Annotated in this window: 19 protein-coding genes; 5 read left to right on the forward strand and 14 right to left on the reverse strand. The window is 71.5% G+C overall.

The annotated features are described in order from the left end of the window. The first annotated feature begins 39 nt into the window (after positions 1-39). Positions 40-684: a TetR family transcriptional regulator gene (locus tag AB0G59_RS26775; protein WP_360916568.1), complete on the forward strand. Its 645-nt coding sequence runs from the start codon at positions 40-42 to the stop codon at positions 682-684. Between the two features lies 1 nt (position 685). Here the strand turns inward: AB0G59_RS26775 and cimA are convergent, their stop codons facing one another. The 4 genes from cimA to AB0G59_RS26795 form a co-directional block, all read right to left on the reverse strand. Continuing rightward, on the reverse strand, positions 686-2,305 hold the full coding sequence (cimA, locus tag AB0G59_RS26780) for a citramalate synthase (RefSeq protein ID WP_360916571.1): 1,620 nt from the start codon (positions 2,303-2,305) through the stop codon (positions 686-688). Positions 2,306-2,587: 282 nt separating this feature from the next. Then, positions 2,588-3,898: an MFS transporter gene (locus tag AB0G59_RS26785; protein WP_360916574.1), complete on the reverse strand. Its 1,311-nt coding sequence runs from the start codon at positions 3,896-3,898 to the stop codon at positions 2,588-2,590. Between the two features lie 90 nt (positions 3,899-3,988). Next, positions 3,989-5,077, reverse strand: coding sequence for a branched-chain amino acid aminotransferase (locus AB0G59_RS26790; RefSeq protein ID WP_360916577.1), 1,089 nt, complete (start codon positions 5,075-5,077; stop codon positions 3,989-3,991). 192 nt (positions 5,078-5,269) lie between these two features. Then, a complete protein-coding gene (locus tag AB0G59_RS26795) occupies positions 5,270-6,310 on the reverse strand; it encodes a 3-isopropylmalate dehydrogenase (protein ID WP_360916580.1) in 1,041 nt (346 codons plus the stop codon). Positions 6,311-6,439: 129 nt separating this feature from the next. Between AB0G59_RS26795 and AB0G59_RS26800 the strand changes: the two genes are divergently transcribed. Then, complete coding sequence (locus tag AB0G59_RS26800; RefSeq protein WP_360916583.1) at positions 6,440-8,014, forward strand: metallophosphoesterase family protein; 1,575 nt, start codon at positions 6,440-6,442, stop codon at positions 8,012-8,014. Positions 8,015-8,043: 29 nt separating this feature from the next. Here AB0G59_RS26800 and AB0G59_RS26805 read toward each other — a convergent pair whose 3' ends face one another. Further along, a complete protein-coding gene (locus AB0G59_RS26805) occupies positions 8,044-8,187 on the reverse strand; it encodes a hypothetical protein (RefSeq protein WP_360916586.1) in 144 nt (47 codons plus the stop codon). 388 nt (positions 8,188-8,575) lie between these two features. Between AB0G59_RS26805 and AB0G59_RS26810 the strand changes: the two genes are divergently transcribed. Further along, on the forward strand, positions 8,576-9,439 hold the full coding sequence (locus AB0G59_RS26810) for a phosphatidate cytidylyltransferase (RefSeq protein ID WP_360916589.1): 864 nt from the start codon (positions 8,576-8,578) through the stop codon (positions 9,437-9,439). Between the two features lie 70 nt (positions 9,440-9,509). On the opposite strand, the gene pruA is transcribed toward AB0G59_RS26810, so the two are convergent. Together pruA and AB0G59_RS26820 are read right to left on the reverse strand one after the other, a co-directional pair. Next, entirely contained in the window at positions 9,510-11,141 is a 1,632-nt protein-coding gene (gene pruA, locus AB0G59_RS26815) for an L-glutamate gamma-semialdehyde dehydrogenase (protein ID WP_360916592.1), read from the reverse strand. Positions 11,142-11,186: 45 nt separating this feature from the next. Further along, positions 11,187-12,113, reverse strand: coding sequence for a proline dehydrogenase family protein (locus tag AB0G59_RS26820; RefSeq protein ID WP_360916642.1), 927 nt, complete (start codon positions 12,111-12,113; stop codon positions 11,187-11,189). A 177-nt stretch (positions 12,114-12,290) separates the two neighbouring features. Between AB0G59_RS26820 and AB0G59_RS26825 the strand changes: the two genes are divergently transcribed. Then, positions 12,291-13,535, forward strand: a complete 1,245-nt coding sequence (locus AB0G59_RS26825; protein ID WP_360916595.1) for a helix-turn-helix domain-containing protein — start codon at positions 12,291-12,293, stop codon at positions 13,533-13,535. A 2-nt stretch (positions 13,536-13,537) separates the two neighbouring features. Here the strand turns inward: AB0G59_RS26825 and AB0G59_RS26830 are convergent, their stop codons facing one another. The 3 genes from AB0G59_RS26830 to AB0G59_RS26840 all read right to left on the reverse strand — a co-directional run bounded on the left by AB0G59_RS26830 (position 13,538) and on the right by AB0G59_RS26840 (position 15,673). Then, positions 13,538-13,729 carry a ferredoxin gene (locus tag AB0G59_RS26830; RefSeq protein WP_071961885.1) on the reverse strand — a complete coding sequence of 64 codons (192 nt, stop codon included), beginning with the start codon at positions 13,727-13,729 and terminating at the stop codon, positions 13,538-13,540. A 20-nt stretch (positions 13,730-13,749) separates the two neighbouring features. Next, positions 13,750-14,973, reverse strand: a complete 1,224-nt coding sequence (locus tag AB0G59_RS26835; RefSeq protein WP_360916598.1) for a cytochrome P450 — start codon at positions 14,971-14,973, stop codon at positions 13,750-13,752. Between the two features lie 103 nt (positions 14,974-15,076). Then, complete coding sequence (locus tag AB0G59_RS26840; protein ID WP_360916601.1) at positions 15,077-15,673, reverse strand: TetR/AcrR family transcriptional regulator; 597 nt, start codon at positions 15,671-15,673, stop codon at positions 15,077-15,079. 97 nt (positions 15,674-15,770) lie between these two features. Here AB0G59_RS26840 and AB0G59_RS26845 point away from each other — a divergent pair, with 97 nt between their 5' ends. After that, a complete protein-coding gene (locus AB0G59_RS26845; RefSeq protein WP_360916604.1) occupies positions 15,771-17,348 on the forward strand; it encodes an MFS transporter in 1,578 nt (525 codons plus the stop codon). Positions 17,349-17,430: 82 nt separating this feature from the next. Here the strand turns inward: AB0G59_RS26845 and serA are convergent, their stop codons facing one another. The 4 genes from serA to AB0G59_RS26865 form a co-directional block, all read right to left on the reverse strand. Beyond that, positions 17,431-19,035 carry a phosphoglycerate dehydrogenase gene (gene serA, locus AB0G59_RS26850; protein ID WP_360916607.1) on the reverse strand — a complete coding sequence of 535 codons (1,605 nt, stop codon included), beginning with the start codon at positions 19,033-19,035 and terminating at the stop codon, positions 17,431-17,433. Positions 19,036-19,301: 266 nt separating this feature from the next. Continuing rightward, positions 19,302-20,303 (reverse strand): ketol-acid reductoisomerase, encoded by a 1,002-nt coding sequence (gene ilvC, locus AB0G59_RS26855; RefSeq protein ID WP_360916610.1) that lies wholly within the window; start codon positions 20,301-20,303, stop codon positions 19,302-19,304. Between the two features lie 102 nt (positions 20,304-20,405). Next, complete coding sequence (ilvN, locus tag AB0G59_RS26860) at positions 20,406-20,930, reverse strand: acetolactate synthase small subunit (protein ID WP_189451234.1); 525 nt, start codon at positions 20,928-20,930, stop codon at positions 20,406-20,408. Positions 20,931-20,965: 35 nt separating this feature from the next. Then, the gene (locus tag AB0G59_RS26865) at positions 20,966-22,849 is read right to left on the reverse strand and encodes an acetolactate synthase large subunit (RefSeq protein WP_360916614.1); all 1,884 of its coding nucleotides are present in this window, start codon (positions 22,847-22,849) and stop codon (positions 20,966-20,968) included. Between the last annotated feature and the right edge of the window lie 85 nt (positions 22,850-22,934).

Consider the following 22,934-nt stretch of genomic DNA (forward strand, 5'->3'; position numbering starts at 1 on the left):
AAAGAGGCTGGGTAAAGATATTCCTGGTAGGGTGGGGGCGTGAACGAGGAGACGGAGACCACCGGGCTGCGCGAGCGCAAGAAGCAGCGCACCCGCCAGGCGCTGTCCGACGCCGCCATCGCGCTCTTCCTGGAGCGCGGCTTCGACCAGGTGTCGGTCGCGGAGGTGGCGGCGGCGGCCGAGGTGTCCAAGCCGACGCTGTTCCGCTACTTCCCCGCCAAGGAGGACCTGGCCCTCCACCGGATCGCCGACCACCAGGGGGAGGCGGCACGCGTCGTCCGCGGCCGGGCGCCCGGGCAGTCGCCGCTGGCCGCCCTGCGCGCGCACTTCCACGCCCGGCTCGACGCCCGCGACCCGATCACGGGCCTGTGCGACGTCCCGGCCGTGCTGGCCTTCCGGGACATGCTCTACTCCACGCCGAGCCTGCAGTCCCGGCTGGTCCGCTACGCCGACGAGGACGAACGGGCCCTGGCCGCGGCCCTGTCGGAGACGGGCGGGGCGGACGAGGTGACGGCGCGGCTGGCGGCGGCGCAGATCATCGCCGTCCACCACGTCCTGGCCTACGAGAACTGGCGGCGCCTGGCGGCCGGCCGCATCACCGACGACGTCCTGCGCGCGGCCCACGCCGACGCCGGGCGGGCCTACGACCTGCTCGGCGCCGGGTGCACGGCTCAGGGCCTGTGACTCACTCCTGCGGCTCGACGCCCGCGCGGCGCAGCCCGTAGGCGTAGGCGTCGTCCAGCGCCTGCCAGGACGCGGCGATGACGTTCTCCGCGACGCCGACGGTGGACCACTCACCGTGCTCGTCGCTGGTGGAGACCAGCACGCGGGTGATGGAGCCGGTGCCCAGGCTGCCCTCCAGGATGCGGACCTTGTAGTCCGTCAGCTTCAGCGAGGCCAGCTGCGGATAGATGCGCTCCAGCGCTTCGCGCAGGGCGCGGTCGAGGGCGTTGACCGGGCCGTTGCCCTCGGCGGTGGAGACGATGCGCTCGCCCTTGGCCCACAGCTTCACGGTCGCCTCGTTGGCGTGGATGCCGTCGGGGCGGTCCTCGACGATCGCCCGCCAGGACTCGATGCGGTAGTAGCGCCGGGCCCGCCCCTCGACCTCCGCGCGCAGCAGCAGCTCGAAGGAGGCGTCGGCGGCCTCGTACGTATAGCCCGCCAGCTCGCGCTCCTTGACCCGCTCGACGACGCGGCCGATCAGCTCGCGGTCGCCGCCGAGGTCGATGCCCAGCTCCTTGCCCTTGAGCTCGACGGAGGCGCGGCCGGCCATGTCGGAGACGAGCATCCGCATGGTGTTGCCGACCCGCTCCGGGTCGATGTGCTGGTAGAGATCCGGGTCGACCTTGATCGCGGAGGCGTGCAGCCCGGCCTTGTGGGCGAAGGCGGAGACGCCGACGTAGGGCTGGTGGGTGGCGGGGGTGAGGTTGACGACCTCGGCGATGGCGTGCGAGATGCGGGTCATCTCCGCCAGCTTGCCGGGCGGCAGCACCCGGCGGTCGTACTTGATCTCCAGGGCGGCCACGACCGGGAAGAGGTTGGAGTTGCCCACGCGCTCGCCGTAGCCGTTGGCGGTGCACTGCACGTGCGTGGCGCCCCCGTCCACAGCGGCGAGCGTGTTGGCGACGGCGCACCCGGTGTCGTCCTGGGCGTGGATGCCCAGGCGGGCGCCGGTGTCGGCGAGCACGGTCCGCACGACGGCCTCGACCTGGGCGGGGAGCATGCCGCCGTTGGTGTCGCACAGGACGACGACGTCGGCGCCGGCTTCGTGGGCGGTGCGCACGACCTGGGTGGCGTAGCCGGGGTTGGCGCGGTAGCCGTCGAAGAAGTGCTCGCAGTCGACGAAGACGCGTCGGCCGTGGGAGCGCAGGTGGGCGACGGTGTCGCGGATCATGGCGAGGTTCTCGTCCAGCGTGGTGCGCAGGGCGAGCTCGACGTGGCGGTCGTGGGACTTGGCCACGAGGGTGACGACCGGGGCCCGGGAGTCGAGCAGCGCGGCGACCTGGGGGTCGTCCTCGGCGCGGACGCCGGCCTTGCGGGTGGCGCCGAACGCGACGAGCCGGGCGTGCCGGAAGTCGATCTCCTCGCGGGCGCGCTGGAAGAACTCGGTGTCGCGGGGGTTGGCGCCGGGCCAGCCGCCCTCGATGAAGCCCACGCCGAAGTCGTCCAGGTGCCGGGCGATGGTCAGTTTGTCCGCGACGGTGAGGCTGATGCCCTCGCGCTGGGCGCCGTCGCGCAGCGTGGTGTCGAAGACATGGAAACTGTCGTCGAGGCCGCCGTCGGGGCCGTCGGTTGCGTCCGTCATTGCTGCTCTGACTCCTGTGAGGATGTCGGTCTGCCGGATTGACCGGTTCCACCGTCCCCCTTAATGATCCCTCGCCCTGCGTCTTCGGCGTGGTGGGCCGGAAAACGCAAAAACCTCTCGCGGGTGCGAGAGGTCTGCGCGCGGGTCTGGGACGACGGTGTCCGCGTCGTACGGGTGGTACGAGGCGGTCACTGCGGACCGGCGCGCCTGTTGCCGATAATCGTGGCGAACGGGAGCATGCGGGCATGTTGGCACACGTCCGGTCCGTGCTGCGCCCGTGTCTCAGGATGCGGGCACTTTGTCCGCCTCGGGGGTGCCCTCGGTGGCGCCGCCGATCCGCTTGAGGTCGATGTCGCGCGTCTCGCGCATCGTGAGGTAGACGACCAGCGACACGGCCGCGCAGCCGGCCACGTACCAGTAGAAGCCCGACTCGATGCCGCCCTTCTTGAACCACAGGGCCACGTACTCCGCCGTTCCGCCGAAGAGGGCGTTGGCGATCGCGTACGGCAGGGCCACTCCCAGCGACCGGATGCCCGTGGGGAACAGCTCGGCCTTCACGCACGCGTTGATCGAGGTGTAGCCGGTGACCACCACCAGCGCCAGCAGCGACAGGCCCAGCGCCGGCCAGAACGACCCCGCGCTGCGCAGCATCGTCATGATCGGCACGGTGAGGAAGGTGGAGCCCACCGCGAAGGTGATCAGCAGCGGGCGGCGGCCTATCCGGTCCGAGAGCGCGCCGGCCAGCGGCTGCAGGCAGGCGAAGACGATCAGCGCGCAGAAGCTGACGAGCGTCGCCGTCTGCTTGGGCAGGCCCGCGCTGTTGGAGAGGTACTTCGTCAGGTAGGTGGTGTACGTGTAGTAGGCGACGGTCCCGCCCATGGTCAGCGCGATCACCAGGAACGCCTCGCGCTTGTGCCGCATCAGGGCCCTGATCGTCCCGCGCTCCGAGGCGTCGGCGTCGCTCTCCTCGTACGCCTCCGTCTCCAGCATGTTGCGCCGCAGGTAGAAGATGACGGCTGCGCCGAGGGCGCCCACGATGAAGGGGATGCGCCAGCCCCAGCTGTGCAGTTCGTCGCTGGTGAGCGTGCGCTGGAGGATGATCTGGATGCCCAGGCCCAGGATCTGGCCCGCGGTCATCGACACGTACTGGAAGCTGGAGGCGAAGCCGCGCCGGCCCGGTGCCGAGGCCTCGGTGAGGTAGGTCGCGCTGGCCGCGTACTCGCCGCCGACCGACAGGCCCTGCAGCAGGCGGGCGACGAGCAGGACGGCGACGCCGCCGTAGCCGGCGACCGCGTAGGTGGGGGCGACGGCGATCAGCACCGCGGACGCCGACATCAGCGTGACCGTCAGCGTGAGCGCCGCCTTGCGGCCCTTGCGGTCACCGACCCGGCCCAGCAGCCAGCCGCCGACCGGCCGCATGAAGAAGCCGACCGCGAAGATGCCGGCGGTGTTCATGAGCTTCGCGGTGTCGTTGCCCTCGGGGAAGAAGGAGCCCGCGAAATAGGTGGCGAAGCTCGCGTAGACGAACCAGTCGAACCACTCGACCATGTTGCCGGCCGAGCCGACCCAGATCTTCTTCCAGTGCTGTCCCATGAGCGATCACGGTGACGGAACAGCCCGGGTTCGGACAAGGGTCCGGCCGGCAACGATCATGCGTACTTGCGTGCGTTGTGGTCGCGGCTCTCAGCCCAGGGGGTGCATCCAGCCGTGGGTGTCCTCGGCCGCACCGGTCTGGATCTCCAGCAGCGCCTTGCGGAGCTTCATGGTGACCTCGCCGGGCCGGCCGTCGGAGTGGGTCCACTCGCCGCTCTGGCACTTCACATGGCCGACCGGGGTGATCACGGCCGCGGTGCCGCAGGCGAAGACCTCGGTGAGCGTGCCGTTCTCGGTGTCGCGCTGCCACTGCTCGGTGGAGACGCGGCCCTCCTCGGCCGTCAGCCCGAGGTCCCCGGCGACCTTCAGCAGCGAGTCACGGGTGACGCCGGCCAGCAGCGAGCCGGTCAGCTCGGGGGTGACGATCTTGTCCCCGTACACGAAGTACAGGTTCATCCCGCCCATTTCCTCGACCCACTTGTGCTCCAGCGCATCCAGCCAGACCACCTGGTCGCAGCCCTTCTCGGCCGCCTCGGCCTGGGCGAGCAGCGAGGCCGCGTAGTTGCCGCCGGTCTTGGCGAAGCCCATGCCGCCGGGGACGGCGCGGACGTAGTTCTCGGAGAGCCAGACGGAGACGGGCTTGACGCCGCCGGGGAAGTACGCGCCCGCCGGGGAGGCGATCACGATGAAGAGGTACTCGTTGGCGGGCCGCACGCCCAGCCCGACCTCGGTCGCGATCATGAACGGACGCAGGTAGAGCGACTCCTCGCCGCCGTGCGGGGGCACCCACGCCTGGTCCTGGCGGACCAGCACGTCACAGGCCTCGATGAACAGCTCGACCGGCAGCTCCGGCATGGCCAGCCGGCGGGCCGACGCCTGGAAGCGCCGGGCGTTGGCGTCGGGCCGGAAGGTGGCGACGGAGCCGTCGGGGCGGCGGTAGGCCTTGAGCCCCTCGAAGATCTCCTGGGCGTAGTGGAGGGTCATGTTCGCCGGGTCGATCGACAGCGGCGCGTACGGAACGAGCTCGCCGTCGTGCCAGCCGCGGCCCTCGGTCCACTTGATCGTCACCATGTGGTCGGTGAAGTGGCGGCCGAAGCCGGGGTTGGCGAGGATCTGCTCGCGCTCCGCGGCGGACAGCGGGTGCGAGGAGGGCTTGAGCTCGATCGTGGGCGTCGTCATGAATGCGTGTCCTTCACCTTGGTGTGTGGCGGACCGCGCTCACATCCGTCCCGAGGGGATCGGGACGTCCGAGCTTCGCCTCATATCGCGGCCCCACGTTCGATTATCGCTCGTGGGGGCCCCGACGGAAAACGTGTGCGCGGCCGGGAATCGATGGTGACATCCGACCGCGCGGTAGCACAGCGGCCGATGTCAGGGGGCTACGGAAGCCACCAGGGCGTCGCCGACCTGGCCCGTGGTGCGGACCGTGTCGCCGCGCGCGGCCATGTCCTCGGCGACGGCGCTCTCCACCCGGGCCGCCTCCGCCTCGTAGCCGAGGTGGCGCAGCAGGAGCGCGACGGACAGGACCGTGGCCGTGGGGTCGGCCTTGCCGGTGCCCGCGATGTCGGGCGCGGAGCCGTGCACCGGCTCGAACATCGAGGGGAAGGCGCGGCCGGGGTTGATGTTGCCGGACGCGGCGAGGCCGATGCCTCCGGTGACGGCGGCGGCGAGGTCGGTGAGGATGTCGCCGAAGAGGTTGTCGGTGACGATCACGTCGAAGCGGCCGGGGTCGGTGACGAAGAAGATCGTCGCGGCGTCGACGTGCAGATAGTCGGTGGTGACCTCGGGGTACTCCTGGCCCACGCGGTCGAAGATGTTCTTCCACAGGTGGCCGGCGTGGACGAGGACGTTGTTCTTGTGGACCAGGGTCAGCTTCCGGCGGGGGCGGGCCTGGGCGCGCTCGTAGGCGTCGCGGACCACGCGCTCCACGCCGTAGGCGGTGTTGACGCTGACCTCGGTGGCGACCTCGGCCGGGGTGCCGGTGCGCATCGAGCCGCCGTTGCCGACGTAGGGGCCCTCGGTGCCCTCGCGGACGACGACGAAGTCGATGTCGGGGCGGCCGGCCAGCGGGCTGGTGGCGGAGGGGAACAGCTTCGACGGGCGCAGGTTGACGTAGTGGTCGAAGGCGAAGCGCAGCTTCAGCAGCAGGCCCCGCTCCAGCACGCCGGAGGGCACGGAGGGGTCGCCGACGGCACCGAGCAGGATCGCGTCGTGCTGCGCCAGGGAGGCGAGCTCGGCGTCCGGCAGGGTTTCGCCGGTGGCGTGCCAGCGTCGGGCACCGAGGTCGTACTCCCGGGTCTCGAGCTTGACGTCCGAAGGGAGCACGGCCGTGAGGACCTTGAGGCCCTGGGCCACGACTTCGGGGCCGATTCCGTCACCGGGGATCACTGCGAGGCGAATGCTGCGAGACATACCGGGACCGTACTCTTCCGTCCCGCTGTATGACACGCGACGTCCACGATATGGACACAATGCCAGCCGGACAGGCCACATTCACCGGAAGTACGTGTCCGGGCCGCCGCCCCCTGGCACCTTCCCGGCATGGACACCCCACGGGTAGGCATCCCCGGCCGTCTCGCGAGCCGGATGACGATGCCGGAGCAGCACGAGTACTTGCGCGGAAAGTTCACCCGGCGCGGCCTGCTGCGGGCGGGCGCGCTGACGGCCGGAGCCGTCGCGGGCACCGGCCTGCCCCGCCCCGCCGACGCCGGGCAGCGGTCCCCCACCCTGCTCACCGCGCCCGCCACGGCGAAGGTCGACGGCTCGCTCGTCGCGCCGTTCGGGCGGCACCTGGCGTTCGGGGCCGACCCGCGCACACAGATGCGGATCTCCTGGCAGGTGCCGTTCGCGGTCCGGCACCCGTACGTGCGGGTGGGCCTGAAGCCGTGGGAGCTGAGCGAGCTCGTCCCGGCCGAGGTGCGCGCACTGCACACCCCGGCCCTGACCAAGAAGCTCCCGGCGGTCGAGCAGTTCTACCTGCACGCGGCCCTGGACAACCTCGTCCCCGGGCAGACCTACTTCTACGGGGTCGGCCACGACGGCTTCGACCCCGCCGATCCCCGCCGCTTCGCCACCGTGGGGGCGTTCTCGACGGCGCCCGTGCACGCGGAGCCGTTCGTCTTCACGGCCTTCGGCGACCAGGGCGTCGGCTACCACGCCCTCGCCAACGACCAGTTGATCCTGGGTCAGAATCCCGCCTTCCACCTCCACGCGGGCGACCTCTGCTACGCCGACGACAGCGGAGCCGGCAAGCCGGCGGACGTCTACGACGCACGGGTGTGGGACCAGTTCCTCGCCCAGACCGAGACGGTGGCGGCCCGGGTGCCGTGGATGGTGACCACCGGCAACCACGACATGGAGGCCTGGTACTCCCCCAACGGCTACGGCGGCCAGAGCGCCCGCTGGACGCTGCCGGACAACGGCTTCGACCCCAGACGGGCACCGGGGGTCTACTCCTTCGCCTACGGCAACGTGGGCGTCGTCGCGCTGGACGCGAACGACGTCTCGTACGAGATCACCGCGAACACCGGCTACAGCGCCGGCCGCCAGACCTCCTGGCTCGACCGGCGGCTGCGGGAGCTGCGCGAGCGGCCGGGCACCGACTTCGTCGTGGTCTTCTTCCACCACTGCGCGTTCTCCACCACGCGCGCGCACGCCTCGGACGGCGGGGTGCGCGACGCGTGGGTACCGCTGTTCGAAAAACACCGGGTGGACCTCGTCATCAACGGCCACAACCACGTCTACGAGCGCACCGACGCGATCAGGGGCCGGCGGGTGAACCGCACGGTGCCCATCGGCGGCAGCGTCGACTCCGTGCGGGACGGCATCGTGTACGTCACCGCCGGGGGCGCCGGGAAGGCGCTGTACGACTTCGGGGTGACGGACAGCTACGAGGGCCAGGTGAAGGACCTCGACAGCGTCACCAGCTACCACTGGCGCAAGGGCCGGGCCAAGAGCCCGGAGACCGTGGAGTGGTCGCGGGTGCGCTACACCGGCCACTCCTTCCTGGCGGTCGAGGTCGAGCCGGGCCGCCGCCCCCGGCTGAGGGTGACGGCCCTGGCGGAGACCGGGGCGCGGATCGACCACTTCGAGGTGGTGCGCTCCACCGGGTCGTAGGGCCGCGGGCGTCACCGGCCCCCGGCGGGTCAGTGGCCGGTGACGCCGCCGTTGTCACGGCGGTCGAGCGCGCGCTGGAGCGCGGCGGCGGCGTTGGCCCGGTCGGCCTGGCGCTGGGCGCTGTCGGAGGTACGGGCGGTGCGGCGGGTCCTGCGAACGGCGGTTTCGGCCATGGGTCACGTCTCCTCTTGCTGAGTCCTGCCGAGCCCCGAGAAGGTCGGATGGGAAGCCGGAGAAGGGGCGGGGGTCTGGGTGCGGCAGGGATCACCTGCGCCGGCGCACCGGGCCACGACCGCCGTCGCTCGATGGAGCGGAAGGTTCGGCTGTTACCACGCTAGGACAGCCCGGCCGCGCTGTCTGCATGATTACTCGGACTTCCTACTATCTGAGACGGCTCCCCGTCCGGGCCGTCCGGCCGGGCCGTGCGGACGGGTGACGCCCGGGAGCACCCCTCGTTGATCGGCCCCGGGACGCGTGGGCGAGAGTGGCGCCCATGAACGGCCTGTACACACTCCGACCTCCGCGCCCGGGACGGCTCCGCCGGGAGCCGGGTGAGGCGCGATGAGCCTGCTCGGCACCCTCACCGTCCTGCCCAGGGTCGTCCCCGTGGTCGCGGGCGCCCTCGCCGTGGGCGGCGTGGCCGTCGCGGTGCTGCCCGCGCGCGTACGGACGCGCCGCGCACTGCGCCGCCGCTGGCTCGCCTGCCTGCCGGCCGCGGCCCTCTTCCTGGGGGCGCTGAGCCTGGGCCCGCTGGGCGCGGCGCTGCTGGCCGTGGCCCTGGGCCTCGTGGCGGTGGGCGCATACGCCCGGACGACCGGCCTGGGGAGGGGCGAGCACACGGCGCTGGCCGCCGCGGCCGTGGTGCTCCCGGCCGTGGCCTGGGCGGGGCCGCGCGCCTTCGGCCTGCCGCTGTTCGGCCTCCTCTTCCTGGCCGCGGTGGCGCCGGCGCTCTTCTCCGGCGACCGGGCCCGCAGCGGCGAGCGGGCGGCACGCGCCGTCTTCGCGATGCTGTGGATCCCGGTGGCGCTGACGGGCCTGGTGATGCTGCAGGGCACCGCGGTGGCCGTCGGGGTGGCCGTGGCCTTCGGTGAGCTCGGTGGCCGGTGCGGCGGCCTGCTGCTGTCCCGTCTGGGCGGCACCCTGGCCCGTCCGCTCGCGGCCCACTCCCCCGCCAGGACCTGGGGCGGCGTCATCGGCGCCGGCACGGCCGTGGCGGCGGCTTTGGGCGCGGCCGGCGCGTTCACGGAGGGGATGTGGGTCGTGGTGCTGTGCGGGGTGGCGCTGGGCGGTCTGCTCGGCTCCGCGGTCACGCGCGGGGCGGGCGTCGAGGACGCGGGCGCCCGGCTGCCGCTCCTCGGCGGCCTCCTCGACCGCATGGGCTCCCTGCTGCTGACCCTGCTGCTCACGATGGCGGTGGCCCTGTGACGCCCCACCACGCACACCGCCCCCGCCCGGCTGGGGAGCCGGGCGGGGGCGGGGTTCAACACGGGGCGGGTCAGCCCATGTGCGGGTAGCCGTACTCGGTCGGCGGGACCAGGGTCTCCTTGATGGAGCGGGCCGAGGTCCAGCGCGTCAGGTTCGACGCGGCGCCGGCCTTGTCGTTCGTACCCGAGGCGCGGCCGCCACCGAAGGGCTGCTGGCCCACGACGGCACCGGTCGACTTGTCGTTGATGTAGAAGTTGCCCGCGGCGAAGCGCAGCTTCTCCATCGCGTCGGCGACGGCGTAGCGGTCCTGGCCGATGACCGAGCCGGTCAGCGCGTACGCCGAGACGGACTCCATCTGGGCCAGCATCGCGTCGAAGTCGGCGTCCTCGTAGACGTGGACGGCCAGGATCGGGCCGAAGTACTCGGTCGTGAAGACCTCGTTCTCCGGGTCCGTGCACTCGATGACGGTCGGGCGGACGAAGTAGCCGACCGAGTCGTCGTAGCTGCCGCCCGCGACGATCGTGCAGGTCGGGTCGGACTTGGCGCGGTCGATGGCCGCCTTGTTCTTGGCGAACGAGCGGTCGTCGATGACGGCGCCGATGAAGTTCGACAGGTCGCTGACGTCACCCATGGTGATGCCGTCGACCTCGGCCGCGAACTCCTCCTTGAAGCCGTCCTCCCAGATGGAGCGGGGGACGTAGGCGCGGGAGGAGGCCGAGCACTTCTGGCCCTGGAACTCGAAGGAACCACGGGTCAGCGCGGTCTTCAGGATGGCGCGGTCGGCGCTGGGGTGGGCGACGACGAAGTCCTTGCCGCCGGTCTCGCCGACCAGGCGCGGGTAGGACTTGTACTTCTCGATGTTGTTGCCGACCGTCTTCCACAGGTACTGGAAGGTCTTGGTCGAGCCGGTGAAGTGGATGCCCGCGAGCTCCGGGTGGTTCAGCGCCACCTCGGAGACGGCGATGCCGTCGCCGGTCACCAGGTTGATGACGCCCTTGGGCAGGCCGGCCTCCTCCAGGAGCTGCATGAGCAGCACGGCGGAGTGGGTCTGCGTGGGGGACGGCTTCCAGACGACCACGTTGCCCATGAGGGCCGGGGCGGTCGGCAGGTTGCCGGCGATGGCGGTGAAGTTGAACGGCGTGATCGCGTAGACGAAGCCCTCGAGCGGGCGGTGGTCGGTGCGGTTCCACACGCCGGCGGAGTTGGCGACCGGCTGCTCGGCGAGGATCTGGCGCGCGAAGTGCACGTTGAAGCGCCAGAAGTCGACGAGCTCGCAGGGCGTGTCGATCTCGGCCTGCTGGGCGGTCTTGGACTGGCCCAGCATGGTGGAGGCGGCCAGCGTCTCGCGCCAGGGGCCGGACAGCAGCTCGGCGGCGCGCAGGATGATCGCGGCGCGGTCGTCGAAGGACATCGCGCGCCACGCCGGGGCGGCGGCCAGCGCGGCGTCGATCGCGTCCTGCGCGTCCTGCTCCGTGGCGTGGTGGAAGGTGCCGAGGACGGCGGCGTGGTTGTGCGGCTGGACGACCTTGAACGGCTCGCCGCCGCCCATCCGCTTCTCGCCGTTGATCGTCATCGGCAGGTCGATCGGGTTGGCCGCCAGCTCCTTGAGCTTGGCCTCGAGGCGGGCACGCTCGGCGGAGCCGGGGGCGTAGCTGTGCACCGGCTCGTTGACCGGGGCGGGGACCTGGGTTACGGCGTCCATGAGGTTCCGTGTCTCCTTCGGGGCTTTTGACGGGGGTCTGGGGGCTCAGCCCTTGGTGAGGATGGAGCGGGCGAAGAACAGCAGGTTCGCCGGCTTCTCGGCGAGGCGGCGCATGAAGTAGCCGTACCAGTCGGTTCCGTACGCCGTGTAGACGCGCATCCGGTGGCCGTCGGCCGCCAGGCGGACGTGCTCGTCGCTGCGGATGCCGTAGAGCATCTGGAACTCGTACTCGTCCAGTTTGCGCCCTGCCTGCCGGGCCAGCTCCTGGGTGATGGCGATCAGGCGCGGGTCGTGCGATCCGATCATCGGGTAGCCCAGGCCACCCATGAGGATCTTGACGATGCGGACGAACGCCTTGTCGATCTCGGCCTTGTCCTGGTACGCGACGGAGGCCGGCTCCTTGTACGCACCCTTCACGATACGCACCCGGCTGCCGGCGGCGGCGAGGCGGCGGGCGTCGTCCTCGGTGCGGAAGAGGTACGCCTGGATGACGCAGCCGGTCTGCGGGAAGTCCTTCCGCAGCTCCTCGTGGATGGCGAACATCGAGTCGAGGGTGGTGTGGTCCTCGGCGTCCAGGGTGACCGTGGTGCCGATGGCGGCGGCGGCCTCGACGACGGGACGGACGTTGGCGAGCGCCAGCTCGTGGCCGTTCTCCAGGGCCTGGCCGAACATGGAGAGCTTGACCGACATCTCGGCCCGCTCGCCCAGGCCCAGCTCCTTCAGGCGCCCGATGAGCTCGAGGTAGGCGTCGCGGGCGGCGTAGGACTGCTCGACCGTGGTGATGTCCTCGCCCACGACGTCCAGGGTGACCTCGAGGCCCTTGGCGGCCGAGTCCTCCACGATCGGAATGACCTGGTCGACCGTCTCACCGGCGATGAAGCGGTCGACGACCTGCTTGGTGCCCGGTGCGGCCGACACGAAGCGGCGCATTTTGTCGCTGCGCGACGCGGCGAGAATCACGGGACCCAGCACGGGCACCTCCACGGTGACGGCCGCTCCCACCTGGGGAGACGGCATAAGTAACTCAACGTGAAAGGTAGGGTTCGCGCCACCGCGCGACCATCGACAGCTGTCACGCATTCGTGGTCGGCATCTCAGACAGATGTATGACAATGAGGGCCGACGGCGACAGAAGGGAGCACGGCGCGCATGCGTGGCGAGTATCAGCAGCTCGTGGACGAGATCTCGGCGGCGCTCGGCGCTCCCGCGACGCTGGAGGACCGGGACTTCGTCCTCATCGCGTTCGGCGCCCACGAGGGCGACGAGGACCTCGACCTGATGATGGACCCGGTGCGAACCCGCTCGATCCTGCAGCGGCGCTCGACGGCGGCGGTGCGGGCGTGGTTCGAGGCGTTCGGCATCGCGGGGGCCCAGGCGCCGCTGCGGATCCCGCCGGACCCGGCGGCCGGGGTGTTCAGGGGCCGGATCTGTCTGCCGGTGCGCTACCGCGGGGTGGTGCACGGCTACGTCTGGCTGCTGGACGACGGTCATCTGGCGGGGCTGGACCTGAGCATGCCCTTCGCTGACCCGCGGCTGGCGCAGGCGATGGAGAGCGCCGCCCGGATCGGGGCGCTGCTGGCGGCCGAGGCCCGGGCCGGTGCCGAGCTGGGCGAGCTGCTGCGGGAGCTGCTGACCGCCCGCCCGGCCGGCCGCGAGGTGGCGCGCGGCGCGCTGCGCGAGGCCCTGGGCACGGCGGCGGACGGCCCGCTGGCGCTGGTCGCGGTCGCGCCGTGGCGAGCGGCGGGCGAGGACGGCGACGCGGACCAGCCGGGCCCGGACGCCGGGGGCCCGTCGCTGGCCACCCAGTCGGGGGTGGCCGCGATGTGCGCGGTGCCGGCGGCGCTGCCGGACGGCTCGGCGGCGCTGGCCGCCCTGATCCGGCTGCGCGCGGTCTCCTCCCCCGCCCCGGCCATGGCGGCGGCCGACCGGCTGCTGCGCTCGCCGCGGGCGGGTCGGCCGGAGGTCGCGCCGGCCCTGGCCGCGGCCGGCATCGGCACGCCCCGCAAGGGGCTGGCGGAGCTGCCGGACGCCTGGGCGGAGGCCCTGGCGGCGGCCCGGGCCGCGGGGGCGGAGCGCAGGCTGGGGCCGGTGGCCGAGTGGGCGGGGATCGGCCCGTACCGGGTGCTGACCGGGCTGTCGACGGAGCGCACGGCGGACCCGGCGGTGCTGCCGCTGCTGGCTGCGGCCCACACCGAGCTGGCCCGCACGGCCGAGGTCTATCTCGACTGCGCGGGCCAGGCGGGACGCGCGGCGGCGGCCCTCGGCATCCACCGGCAGACCCTCTACTACCGCCTGGGCCGCGTGGAGCAGCTCACGGGCCTCGATCTGGACGACGGCGAGGACCGTCTGCTGCTGCACATGACGCTCAAGGCGGCCCGGCTGCGGCAGCCGTAGCCCTACTCCTCGACGGTGACGGCCCGGACCGGACAGCCGCGGGCCGCCTCCTTGACGAGCGGGTCGCCGGCGCCGTCCTCGCGGCCGGGCCGCACGGTGCCGAAGCCGTCGTCGTCCTGGTCGAAGACTCCCGGCGCGGTCAGGGCGCACATGCCCGAGCCGATGCAGAGGTCGGAGTCGATACTGACGCGCATGCGGTACTCCGTTTCCCCGGTCACCAGGTGACCGGCAGTGCGTAGAGGCCCTGCAGGGTGTCGCCGGGCTTGATGGGCACCTCGTCAGGAGCAACGGCGAGGCGCAGGGTGGGGATACGGGCGAAGAGGGTGGTGAGGGCGATCTCCATCTCCGCGCGGGCCAGGTTCTGGCCGAGGCACTGGTGGACGCCGTAGCCGAAGGCGACGTGGTGCCGGGCGGAGCGCTGGACGTCGAGGGCGTCGGGGCGTTCGTAGGTGGTGGCGTCGCGGTTGATGACGGAGGTGGGCAGCAGGACGCCGTCGCCCGCGCGGATGGTGTGGCCGGCGAGCTCGATGTCCTCGGTGGCGACGCGGACCATGCCGTCGGCGATGGACAGATAGCGCAGCAGCTCCTCGACGGCACCGGGCATCAGCGTGGGATCGGCGCGCAACGCGGCCAGCTGTTCGGGGTGTTCGAGGAGGGTGTACGTGCCGAGGGCGATCATGTTCGCGGTGGTCTCGTGGCCGGCGACCAGCAGTATCAGGGCCATCAGGACGAGTTCGTCGCGGTCGAGCCGGCCCGCGGCGAGCCGTTCGGCGATGAACGCGTCGAGGAGGCCGTCGCCGGGGGTGGCGGCCGGGTCCTGTTTGGCGTCGACGAGGCGGTGGAGGTACGCGCGCAGCTCCTCGCGCGCGGCCCCGGACTCCGCGGCGGTGGGCGAGGCGAGCAGCGCGCGGGAGCGGGCCTCGAAGAAGTCGTGGTCGGCGTAGGGGACGCCGAGGAGATGGCAGATGACCATCGACGGGACGGGCAGGGCGAAGGCGGAGACGAGTTCGGCCCGGTCGCCGCCCGCGAGCATGGCGTCGATGCGGCCGTCCACGATCTCCTGCACGTGCGGGCGCATGGCGGCGACGCGCTTGAGGCTGAAGCTCGGGATCAGCATGCGGCGCTGGCGGGCGTGTTCGGGGTCGTCGAAGCCCAGGAGCGGGATGGCGACCCTGGCCTGGTCCGCCGCGCGCGGCACGATCACGGGGAAGGAAGGATTCTTCCGGTCGGAGGAGAGCCGTGGGTCGGCCAGCAGGGCGCGGGCCTCGGCGTGTCCGGTCACGGCCCACACCTCGCGGCCGTCGAAGAGGGTCATGCGGCCCACCGGCCCGCGCGCCGCGAGCTCGGGATAGCCGGCGGGCGGGTGGTACGGACAGCTGCGGTCCTGGGGGAAGGCGGGCGCCGACGGCGCGGTGGAGTGGGTGCCGGTCCCTGTCATGAGAAACCTCCCAGACATAAGTACTGGTGTCCTCGGGCAACCAGTACAGCGGATACATCCCGGTTACGTCCAGTACGCCCCGTCAGACCGCCGTCGCGCAACGCTATTTCGGTGGCGCCCCCAGAACGGTTCCGTCCACCGCCCGGCGCATCCCCTCGACGACGTCCCGGCCCGTGGGCGTTCCCTGCGGATCGATGAGCCACTGCACCCACAGCCCGGTGAACAGGGAGTAGTACACATAGCCGGCGGTGCGCGCCGCCTCGTCCGGGACCTCGGTGTCGTCCACGCCCTCGAAGACGGCGACCAGCCCCTCCCTCCCCTGGGGCAGCATCGAGGCGAACCGCTCCCTGAGTTCGGGGTGGTTGCCCAGCTGCCCGATCACCTCCAGCTGGGCGGCCCAGAACCGGCGGTCCCCCTCGAAGCTCGCGATGACGCCGTCGATGACGGCCGCGAGGTGCTCCTCGCGGGAGGCTCCGGACTCGGCGACGTCGGCCAGGGCCCGGGTCATCCCCTCGCCCCAGTCCTCGGTCAGCTTGAGGAACGCCTCCATCATCAGGGCGTCCTTCGAGCCGTAGTGGTAGCCGATCGAGGCGAGGTTGGCACCGGAGGCGGCCACGATGTCGCGCGCGGTCGTGCGCACCCACCCCTTGTCGAGCAGGCAGCGCTTGGCGCCGTCGAGCAGATCTTCGCGATGTCCCATGCCGGGCAGCCTAACGCGGCCCCATACACCCGTTCCAGACGCACGTCTTATACAAGCGTTCTAGACAAGCGTTTAAGACGCCCGTATATTCCTCGGCATGACGAACTCCAGCGCACCTCTCGCCGGACGCAAGGAGTGGACGGCCTTCGTCGTCCTCCTGCTGCCCCTCCTTCTGGTCTCCATGGACGTCTCCGTCCTCTTCTACGCGGTCCCGGTCATCAGCGAGGAGCTCGCCGTCACCGGCACCCAGCAGCTGTGGATCTTCGACGTCTACGCCTTCGCGCTCGCCGGACTGCTGATCACGATGGGCTCGCTCGGCGACCGGATAGGCCGCCGCAAGCTGCTGCTGTTCGGGGCCGCGGCCTTCGGCGCGGCGTCCGTGGCGGCCGCCTACGCGCAGAACGCCGAGACGCTCATCGCGGCCCGCGCGGTGCTGGGCATCGGCGGCGCCACCTTGATGCCGTCGACGATGGCCCTGGTGCGCAGCCTGTTCCGCGACGAGAAGGAGCGCAGCAAGGCGGTCGGCATCTGGTCGGGGGCCATGGCGGGCGGCATCGCGCTGGGCTCCGTGGTGGGCGGCGTGCTGCTGGAGCACTTCTGGTGGGGCTCGGTCTTCCTGATCAACGTGCCCGCGATGGCGCTGCTGCTGGTGCTCGTGCCCGTCCTCGTGCCCGAGCACAAGGACCCGGAGCCCGGCGCGTTCGACCTGGTGAGCGTGCCGCTGTCGATGGGCGCGGTGCTGCCCGTGATCTACGGGCTGAAGGAGATCGCGGCCGACGGGTTCAGCCTGCCGATGGCCGCGTGCGTCGCCGCGGGCCTGGCCGTCGGCCATGTCTTCGTCCGCCGTCAGCGCACCCGCCGCGACGCGATGATCAGCCGTGAGCTGTTCCGGCACCGCGCCTTCGGCGCCGGCATCGCCCTCAACACCCTCGCCTCGATCGGCATGATGGGTTCCGCCTACTTCACCACGCAGTACCTGCAGAGCGTGCTCGGCAAGAGCCCGCTGGAGGCCGCCCTGTGGGGCCTGGTCCCCTCGCTGGCGGTGGCCGCGGTGGCCCCGGTCGCGACGACGGCGGCCCAGAAGGCGCACCGGGCCCACGTCATCGCCGCCGGCTTCCTCGTCGGCGCCCTCGGCTACGGCGTGCTGGCCCTGGCGGACACCGCCTCACTGGCCACGGCCCTGACCGGCGCCGCCCTCATCGCCGTCGGCATCGTCACCGTCATGGCGCCCGCCTCGGACATGGCGCTGACCACGGCCCCGGACGAGAAGGCGGGGACGGCCGCCTCGCTGCTGGAGACGGGGCAGGAGTTCGGCAACGCCCTGGGCATGGCGGTCTTCGGCTGCGTCGGCACGGCCGTCTACCGCCACGACCTGGACGGCTCGCTGCCGGCGGGCCTGCCGCACGACGCGCTGGGCGCGGTCCGCGAGACGCTCGGCGGTGCGGTCGGGACAGCGGCCCGACTGCCGCGCAGCACGGGCGAATCGGTGCTCGGCGCGGCCCGTGAGGCCTTCACGCACGGCATGACCGTCGCCTCCCTCGGCGGGGCCGTCCTCCTGGCCCTCGCGGGACTCGCCGCCGCGACCTTCCTGCGGAACACCGCCCCCGGCGAGGCCGGGGCGGCCCCGGCCGACGCCGCCGCCCGCAACGAGTACGCCGACGCCCCGAGCCGCTGAGCGCACGCGCGTGCCACGCAACGCGACGGGCCCGGCCGCCCCCCGTGAGGGGACGGCCGGGCCCGGGTGCGTTGCGCGTCCGTCAGTCCGTGAGGTTCACCGCGCGGGCCGACGCCGCGCCGATCTCCCCGGCGATCTCCGCGAGCACCGGTGCCGGAATCGACTCGTCGACCGTCAGCGCGACCAGCGCCTCGCCGCCCTCCGTCGCCCGCGACACCTGCATGCCGGCGATGTTGATGCCCGCCTCGCCGAGGATGCGGCCCACCGTGCCGACCACGCCCGGCCGGTCCTCGTACCGCAGGAACGCCATGTGGTCGGCCATCGCCAGGTCCACGTCGTGCTCGCCCACCGCGACGATCTTCTGCAGGTTCTTCGGGCCGGCCAGCGTGCCCGAGATGGACACCTCGTCGCCGCCGGAGAGAGTGCCGCGCACGGTCACCACGTTGCGGTGGTCCGGCGACTCGGAGCCCGTGGTCAGCCGCACCTCGACGCCGCGCTCCTGCGCGAACAGCGGGGCGTTGACGTAGGAGACCGTCTCGTCGACGACGTCCTCGAACACGCCCTTGAGCGCGGACAGTTCGAGCACCTTCACGTCGTGCTGGGTGATCTCGCCGTAGACCTCGACGTCCAGGCGCACCGCGACCTCGCCCGCGAGCGCGGTGAAGATCCGGCCGAGCTTCTCGGCGAGCGGCAGCCCCGGCTTGACGTCCTCGGCGATGACGCCGCCCTGGACGTTGACCGCGTCCGGCACCAGCTCGCCGGCGAGCGCCAGCCGCACGGACTTGGCGACCGCGATGCCCGCCTTCTCCTGGGCCTCGCCCGTGGAGGCGCCCAGGTGCGGGGTGGCGACCACGTTGTCGAACTCGAACAGCGGGGAGTCGGTGCACGGCTCGGAGGCGTAGACGTCCAGGCCCGCGGCGGCGACCCGGCCCTCCTTCAGCGCGGTGGCCAGGGCCGCCTCGTCGACGATCCCGCCGCGCGCGGCGTTGACGAGGCGGACCGACGGCTTGACCTTGTGCAGCGCGTCGTCGCCGATGAGCCCGAGCGTCTCGGGGGTCTTCGGCAGGTGGACGGTGATGAAGTCCGCGATCTCCAGCAGCTCGTCCAGGGACAGCAGCTTCACGCCCATCTGGGCGGCCCGCGCGGGCTGTACGTACGGGTCGTAGGCGACGACCTTCATGCCGAACGCGGACATCCGCTGGGCGACGAGGACGCCGATGCGGCCGAGCCCGACGACGCCGAGGACCTTCTCGGAGAGCTCGACGCCGGTGTACTTCGACCGCTTCCACTCGCCGTTCTTCAGCGCGGAGTTGGCCTGCGGGATGTTGCGGGCGGTGGCGATGAGGAGGCCGCACGCCAGCTCGGCGGCGGTGACGATGTTGGACGTCGGGGCGTTGACGACCATCACGCCGGCCTTCGTGGCGGCGGAGACGTCGACGTTGTCCAGGCCGACCCCGGCGCGGGCGACGACCCGCAGCTTCTTCGCGGCGGCGACCGCCTCGGCGTCGATCCTGGTGGCGGAGCGCACGAGGATCGCGTCGACGTCGGCGACGGCGGGCAGCAGCTCGGCACGGTCCGCGCCGTTGCAGTGCCGGATCTCGAAGTCCGGACCCAGTGCCTCGACCGTGGCGGGCGAGAGCTCTTCGGCGATGAGTACGACGGGTTTACGAGACGAAGCAGGGCTCACGTGGTCTCAGTCCTCACTAGTCCTTCGCGGACGGCCGTCCCGACGGCCGAAGGCGGTGAAGGGGGCAGCCGCGTGGAAGACGCACGACGCTGTGAGCCTGACGCGTTTGTGCTCCGCAGTGTATCGGGGGAAGAGGCCCGGGCCTGCGCCGATATGGAAACGTCACCCGTCGGAGGAGTGGCGCCGAGCAGAACATCGCGCACGGTGGACCGGCCCCGGGCGCCGGGCGGGCACGGCGTGCCCGCCCGGCGCCCGGGAAACGCGGCTCACTCCTTGTCGTCGACCCAGCTCATCAGCTTGCGCAGCTTCTTGCCCGTGGTCTCCAGGAGGTGGTCCTCGTCCGCCTTCTTGTACTCGTTGTACTTCGGCAGACCGGCCTGGTACTCCTTCATCCAGTTGTTGGCGAAGGTGCCGTCCTGGATCTCGCCCAGGACCTTCTTCATCTCGGCCTTGGTCTGGTCGTTGACGATCCGCGGGCCGGTGACGTAGTCGCCCCACTCGGCGGTCTCGGAGACCGACCAGCGCATCTTCTCCAGGCCGCCCTCGTACATCAGGTCGACGATGAGCTTGAGCTCGTGCAGGCACTCGAAGTAGGCGATCTCCGGCTGGTAGCCCGCCTCGACCAGCGTCTCGAAGCCGGCCTTCACCAGCGCGGAGGCACCGCCGCACAGCACGGCCTGCTCACCGAACAGGTCGGTCTCGGTCTCCTCGGTGAAGGTCGTCTTGATGACGCCGGCGCGGGTGCCGCCGATGGCCTTGGCGTAGGAGAGCGCCAGCGCGAAGGCGTTGCCGGAGGCGTCCTGCTCGACGGCGGCGATGCAGGGCACGCCGCGCCCCTCCTCGTACTGGCGGCGCACCAGGTGGCCGGGGCCCTTGGGGGCGACCATGCAGACGTCGACGCCGGCCGGGGGCTTGATGAAGCCGAAGCGGATGTTGAAGCCGTGGCCGAAGAAGAGGGCGTCGCCGTCCTTGAGGTTGTCCTTGACGGACTCCTCGTAGACCTTCGCCTGGATCGGGTCCGGCACGAGGATCATGATGACGTCGGCCTCGGCGGCCGCCTCGGCCGGGGTGACGACGCGCAGGCCCTGCTCCTCGGCCTTCACCTTGGACTTCGAACCCTCGTGGAGGCCCACGCGGACGTCGACGCCCGAGTCGCGCAGGGACAGCGCGTGGGCGTGGCCCTGGCTGCCGTAGCCGAGGACCGCGACCTTGCGGCCCTGGATGATGGAGAGATCGGCGTCGTTGTCGTAGAAGAGCTCGGCAGCCACTGGGTTTTTCTCCTTGGTTTCCGGTGTGTCCGGTGGTACGTCCCACCGTATGACGGGCGGGTGCGGAAAGGTTTTCGGGTACTGCTGTGCGAGACGGCCGGCTCAGGCCGAGCGGTCCAGGGCGCGCAGGCTGCGGTCCGTGATGGACCGCGCGCCGCGCCCTATGGCGATCGTCCCGGACTGGACCAGCTCCTTGATGCCGAACGGTTCCAGCATCTTGAGCATGGCGCCGAGCTTGTCGCTGCCGCCGGTGGCCTCGATGGTGACGGCCTCCGGGGAGACGTCGACGGTCTTGGCGCGGAAGAGCTGGACGATCTCGACGATCTGGGAGCGGGTCTCGTTGTCGGCGCGGACCTTCACCAGGACCAGCTCCCGCTGGATGGCGGCGCTGTCCTCGAGCTCGACGATCTTCAGCACGTTGACGAGCTTGTTGAGCTGTTTGGTGACCTGTTCCAGCGGCAGCGACTCGACGTTGACGACGATCGTGATGCGGGAGATGTCGGGGTGCTCGGTCACCCCGACGGCCAGGGAGTCGATGTTGAAGCCGCGGCGGGAGAACAGCGCGGCGACGCGGGCGAGGATGCCGGGGGTGTTCTCCACCAGGACGGAGAGGGTGTGCTTGGTCATGGGTCTGGGGACTCTCTCTCGGTCGTCGCTGCCGGTCAGTCGTCGTCGATGCCGTCGAAGTCCGGGCGCACGCCGCGGGCCGCGAGGATCTCGTCGTTGGAGGTGCCGGCGGCGACCATCGGCCAGACCATGGCGTCCTGGTGGACGATGAAGTCCACCACGACGGGACGGTCGTTGATGGCGTTGGCCTGCTCGATGACCGAGTCCAGCTCCGCCGGGTCCTCGCACCGCAGCCCCACGCAGCCCATGGCCTCGGCGAGTTTGACGAAGTCCGGGACGCGGGTGCCGGCGCAGGGCTCGGTGCCGGGGCCGGTGGCGGTGCCGCCGTTGGAGACGGCGGGACCGGCGTGGAGCACGGTGTTGGAGTAGCGCTGGTTGTAGAAGAGGGTCTGCCACTGGCGGACCATCCCCAGCGCGCCGTTGTTGATGATGGCGACCTTGACGGGGATGTCGTTCAGCGCGCAGGTGACCAGTTCCTGATTGGTCATCTGGAAGCAGCCGTCGCCGTCGACGGCCCAGACCGTACGGTCCGGCATGCCGGCCTTGGCGCCCATCGCGGCGGGCACGGCGTAGCCCATCGTCCCGGCGCCGCCGGAGTTGAGCCAGGTCCGCGGCTGCTCGTAGTCGATGAAGTGCGCGGCCCACATCTGGTGCTGGCCCACACCCGCGGTGTAGATGGTGTCCTGCGGGGCGAGCTGCCCGATGCGCTGGATGACCTGCTGCGGGGAGAGGCTGCCGTCCTCGGGCTGGTCGTAGCCCAGGGGGTAGGTCTCGCGCCAGCGGTTCAGGTCCGTCCACCAGTCGCCGTAGTCGCCGACGTGGCCCTCGGCCTGCTCGTGCTGGACCGCGACGATCAGGTCGGCGAGGACCTCCCGGGCGTCGCCGACGATCGGCACGTCGGCGGTGCGGTTCTTGCCGATCTCGGCCGGGTCGATGTCCGCGTGGACGATCTTCGCGTACGGGGCGAAGGAGTCGAGCTTGCCGGTGACGCGGTCGTCGAAGCGGGCGCCGAGGGCGACGATCAGGTCGGCCTTCTGCAGCGCGGTGACCGCGGCGACCGAGCCGTGCATGCCGGGCATGCCCAGGTGCTGGGGGTGGCTGTCGGGGAAGGCGCCCAGGGCCATCAGGGTGGTGGTGACGGGGGCGCCGGTCAGCTCGGCGAAGACCTTGAGCTCGGCGGTGGCCCTGGCCTTCAGCACGCCGCCGCCGACGTAGAGCACCGGGCGTTCGGCCTGGGCGATCAGCTTGGCGGCCTCGCGGATCTGCTTGGCGTGCGGCTTGGTGACGGGGCGGTAGCCGGGCAGGTCGGTCTGGGGCGGCCACACGAAGGTGGTGCGCGCCTGCAGGGCGTCCTTGGCGATGTCGACCAGCACCGGGCCGGGGCGTCCGGTGGAGGCGACGTGGAAGGCCTCGGCGATGGTGCGCGGGATCAGCGCGGGGTCGGTGACCAGCCAGTTGTGCTTGGTGATCGGCATGGTGATGCCGCAGATGTCCGCCTCCTGGAAGGCGTCCGTACCGATCGACTTCGACGAGACCTGGCCGGTGATGGCCACCAGCGGGACGGAGTCCATGTGCGCGTCGGCGATGGGCGTGACCAGGTTGGTGGCGCCCGGGCCGGAGGTGGCCATGCAGACGCCGACCTTGCCGGTGGCCTGGGCGTAGCCGGTGGCCGCGTGGCCGGCGCCCTGCTCGTGGCGGACGAGGACGTGGCGGACCTTCGAGGAGTCCATCATCGGGTCGTACGCGGGCAGGATCGCGCCGCCGGGAATGCCGAAGACGATGTCGGCCCCCACCTCTTCCAGCGAGCGGATGAGGGACTGCGCACCGGTGAGGTGCTCGACGATGGCGGGCTGCTGCGCCCCGCCGGTACGGGCCCGCGGCTGCGGATGATGATGGGCCCCGGTGGCCTGCTCTGTCATCGACATTCTCTTCTCGAAGGCTTCGGATTCGACGGTTTCGATGGGTGTCAGTGCGACTTCGACGGGTGTCGGTGCAACAAAAAAC

The sequence above is a fragment of the Streptomyces sp. NPDC021096 genome (genome assembly GCF_040641275.1).
Taxonomy (GTDB): domain Bacteria; phylum Actinomycetota; class Actinomycetes; order Streptomycetales; family Streptomycetaceae; genus Streptomyces.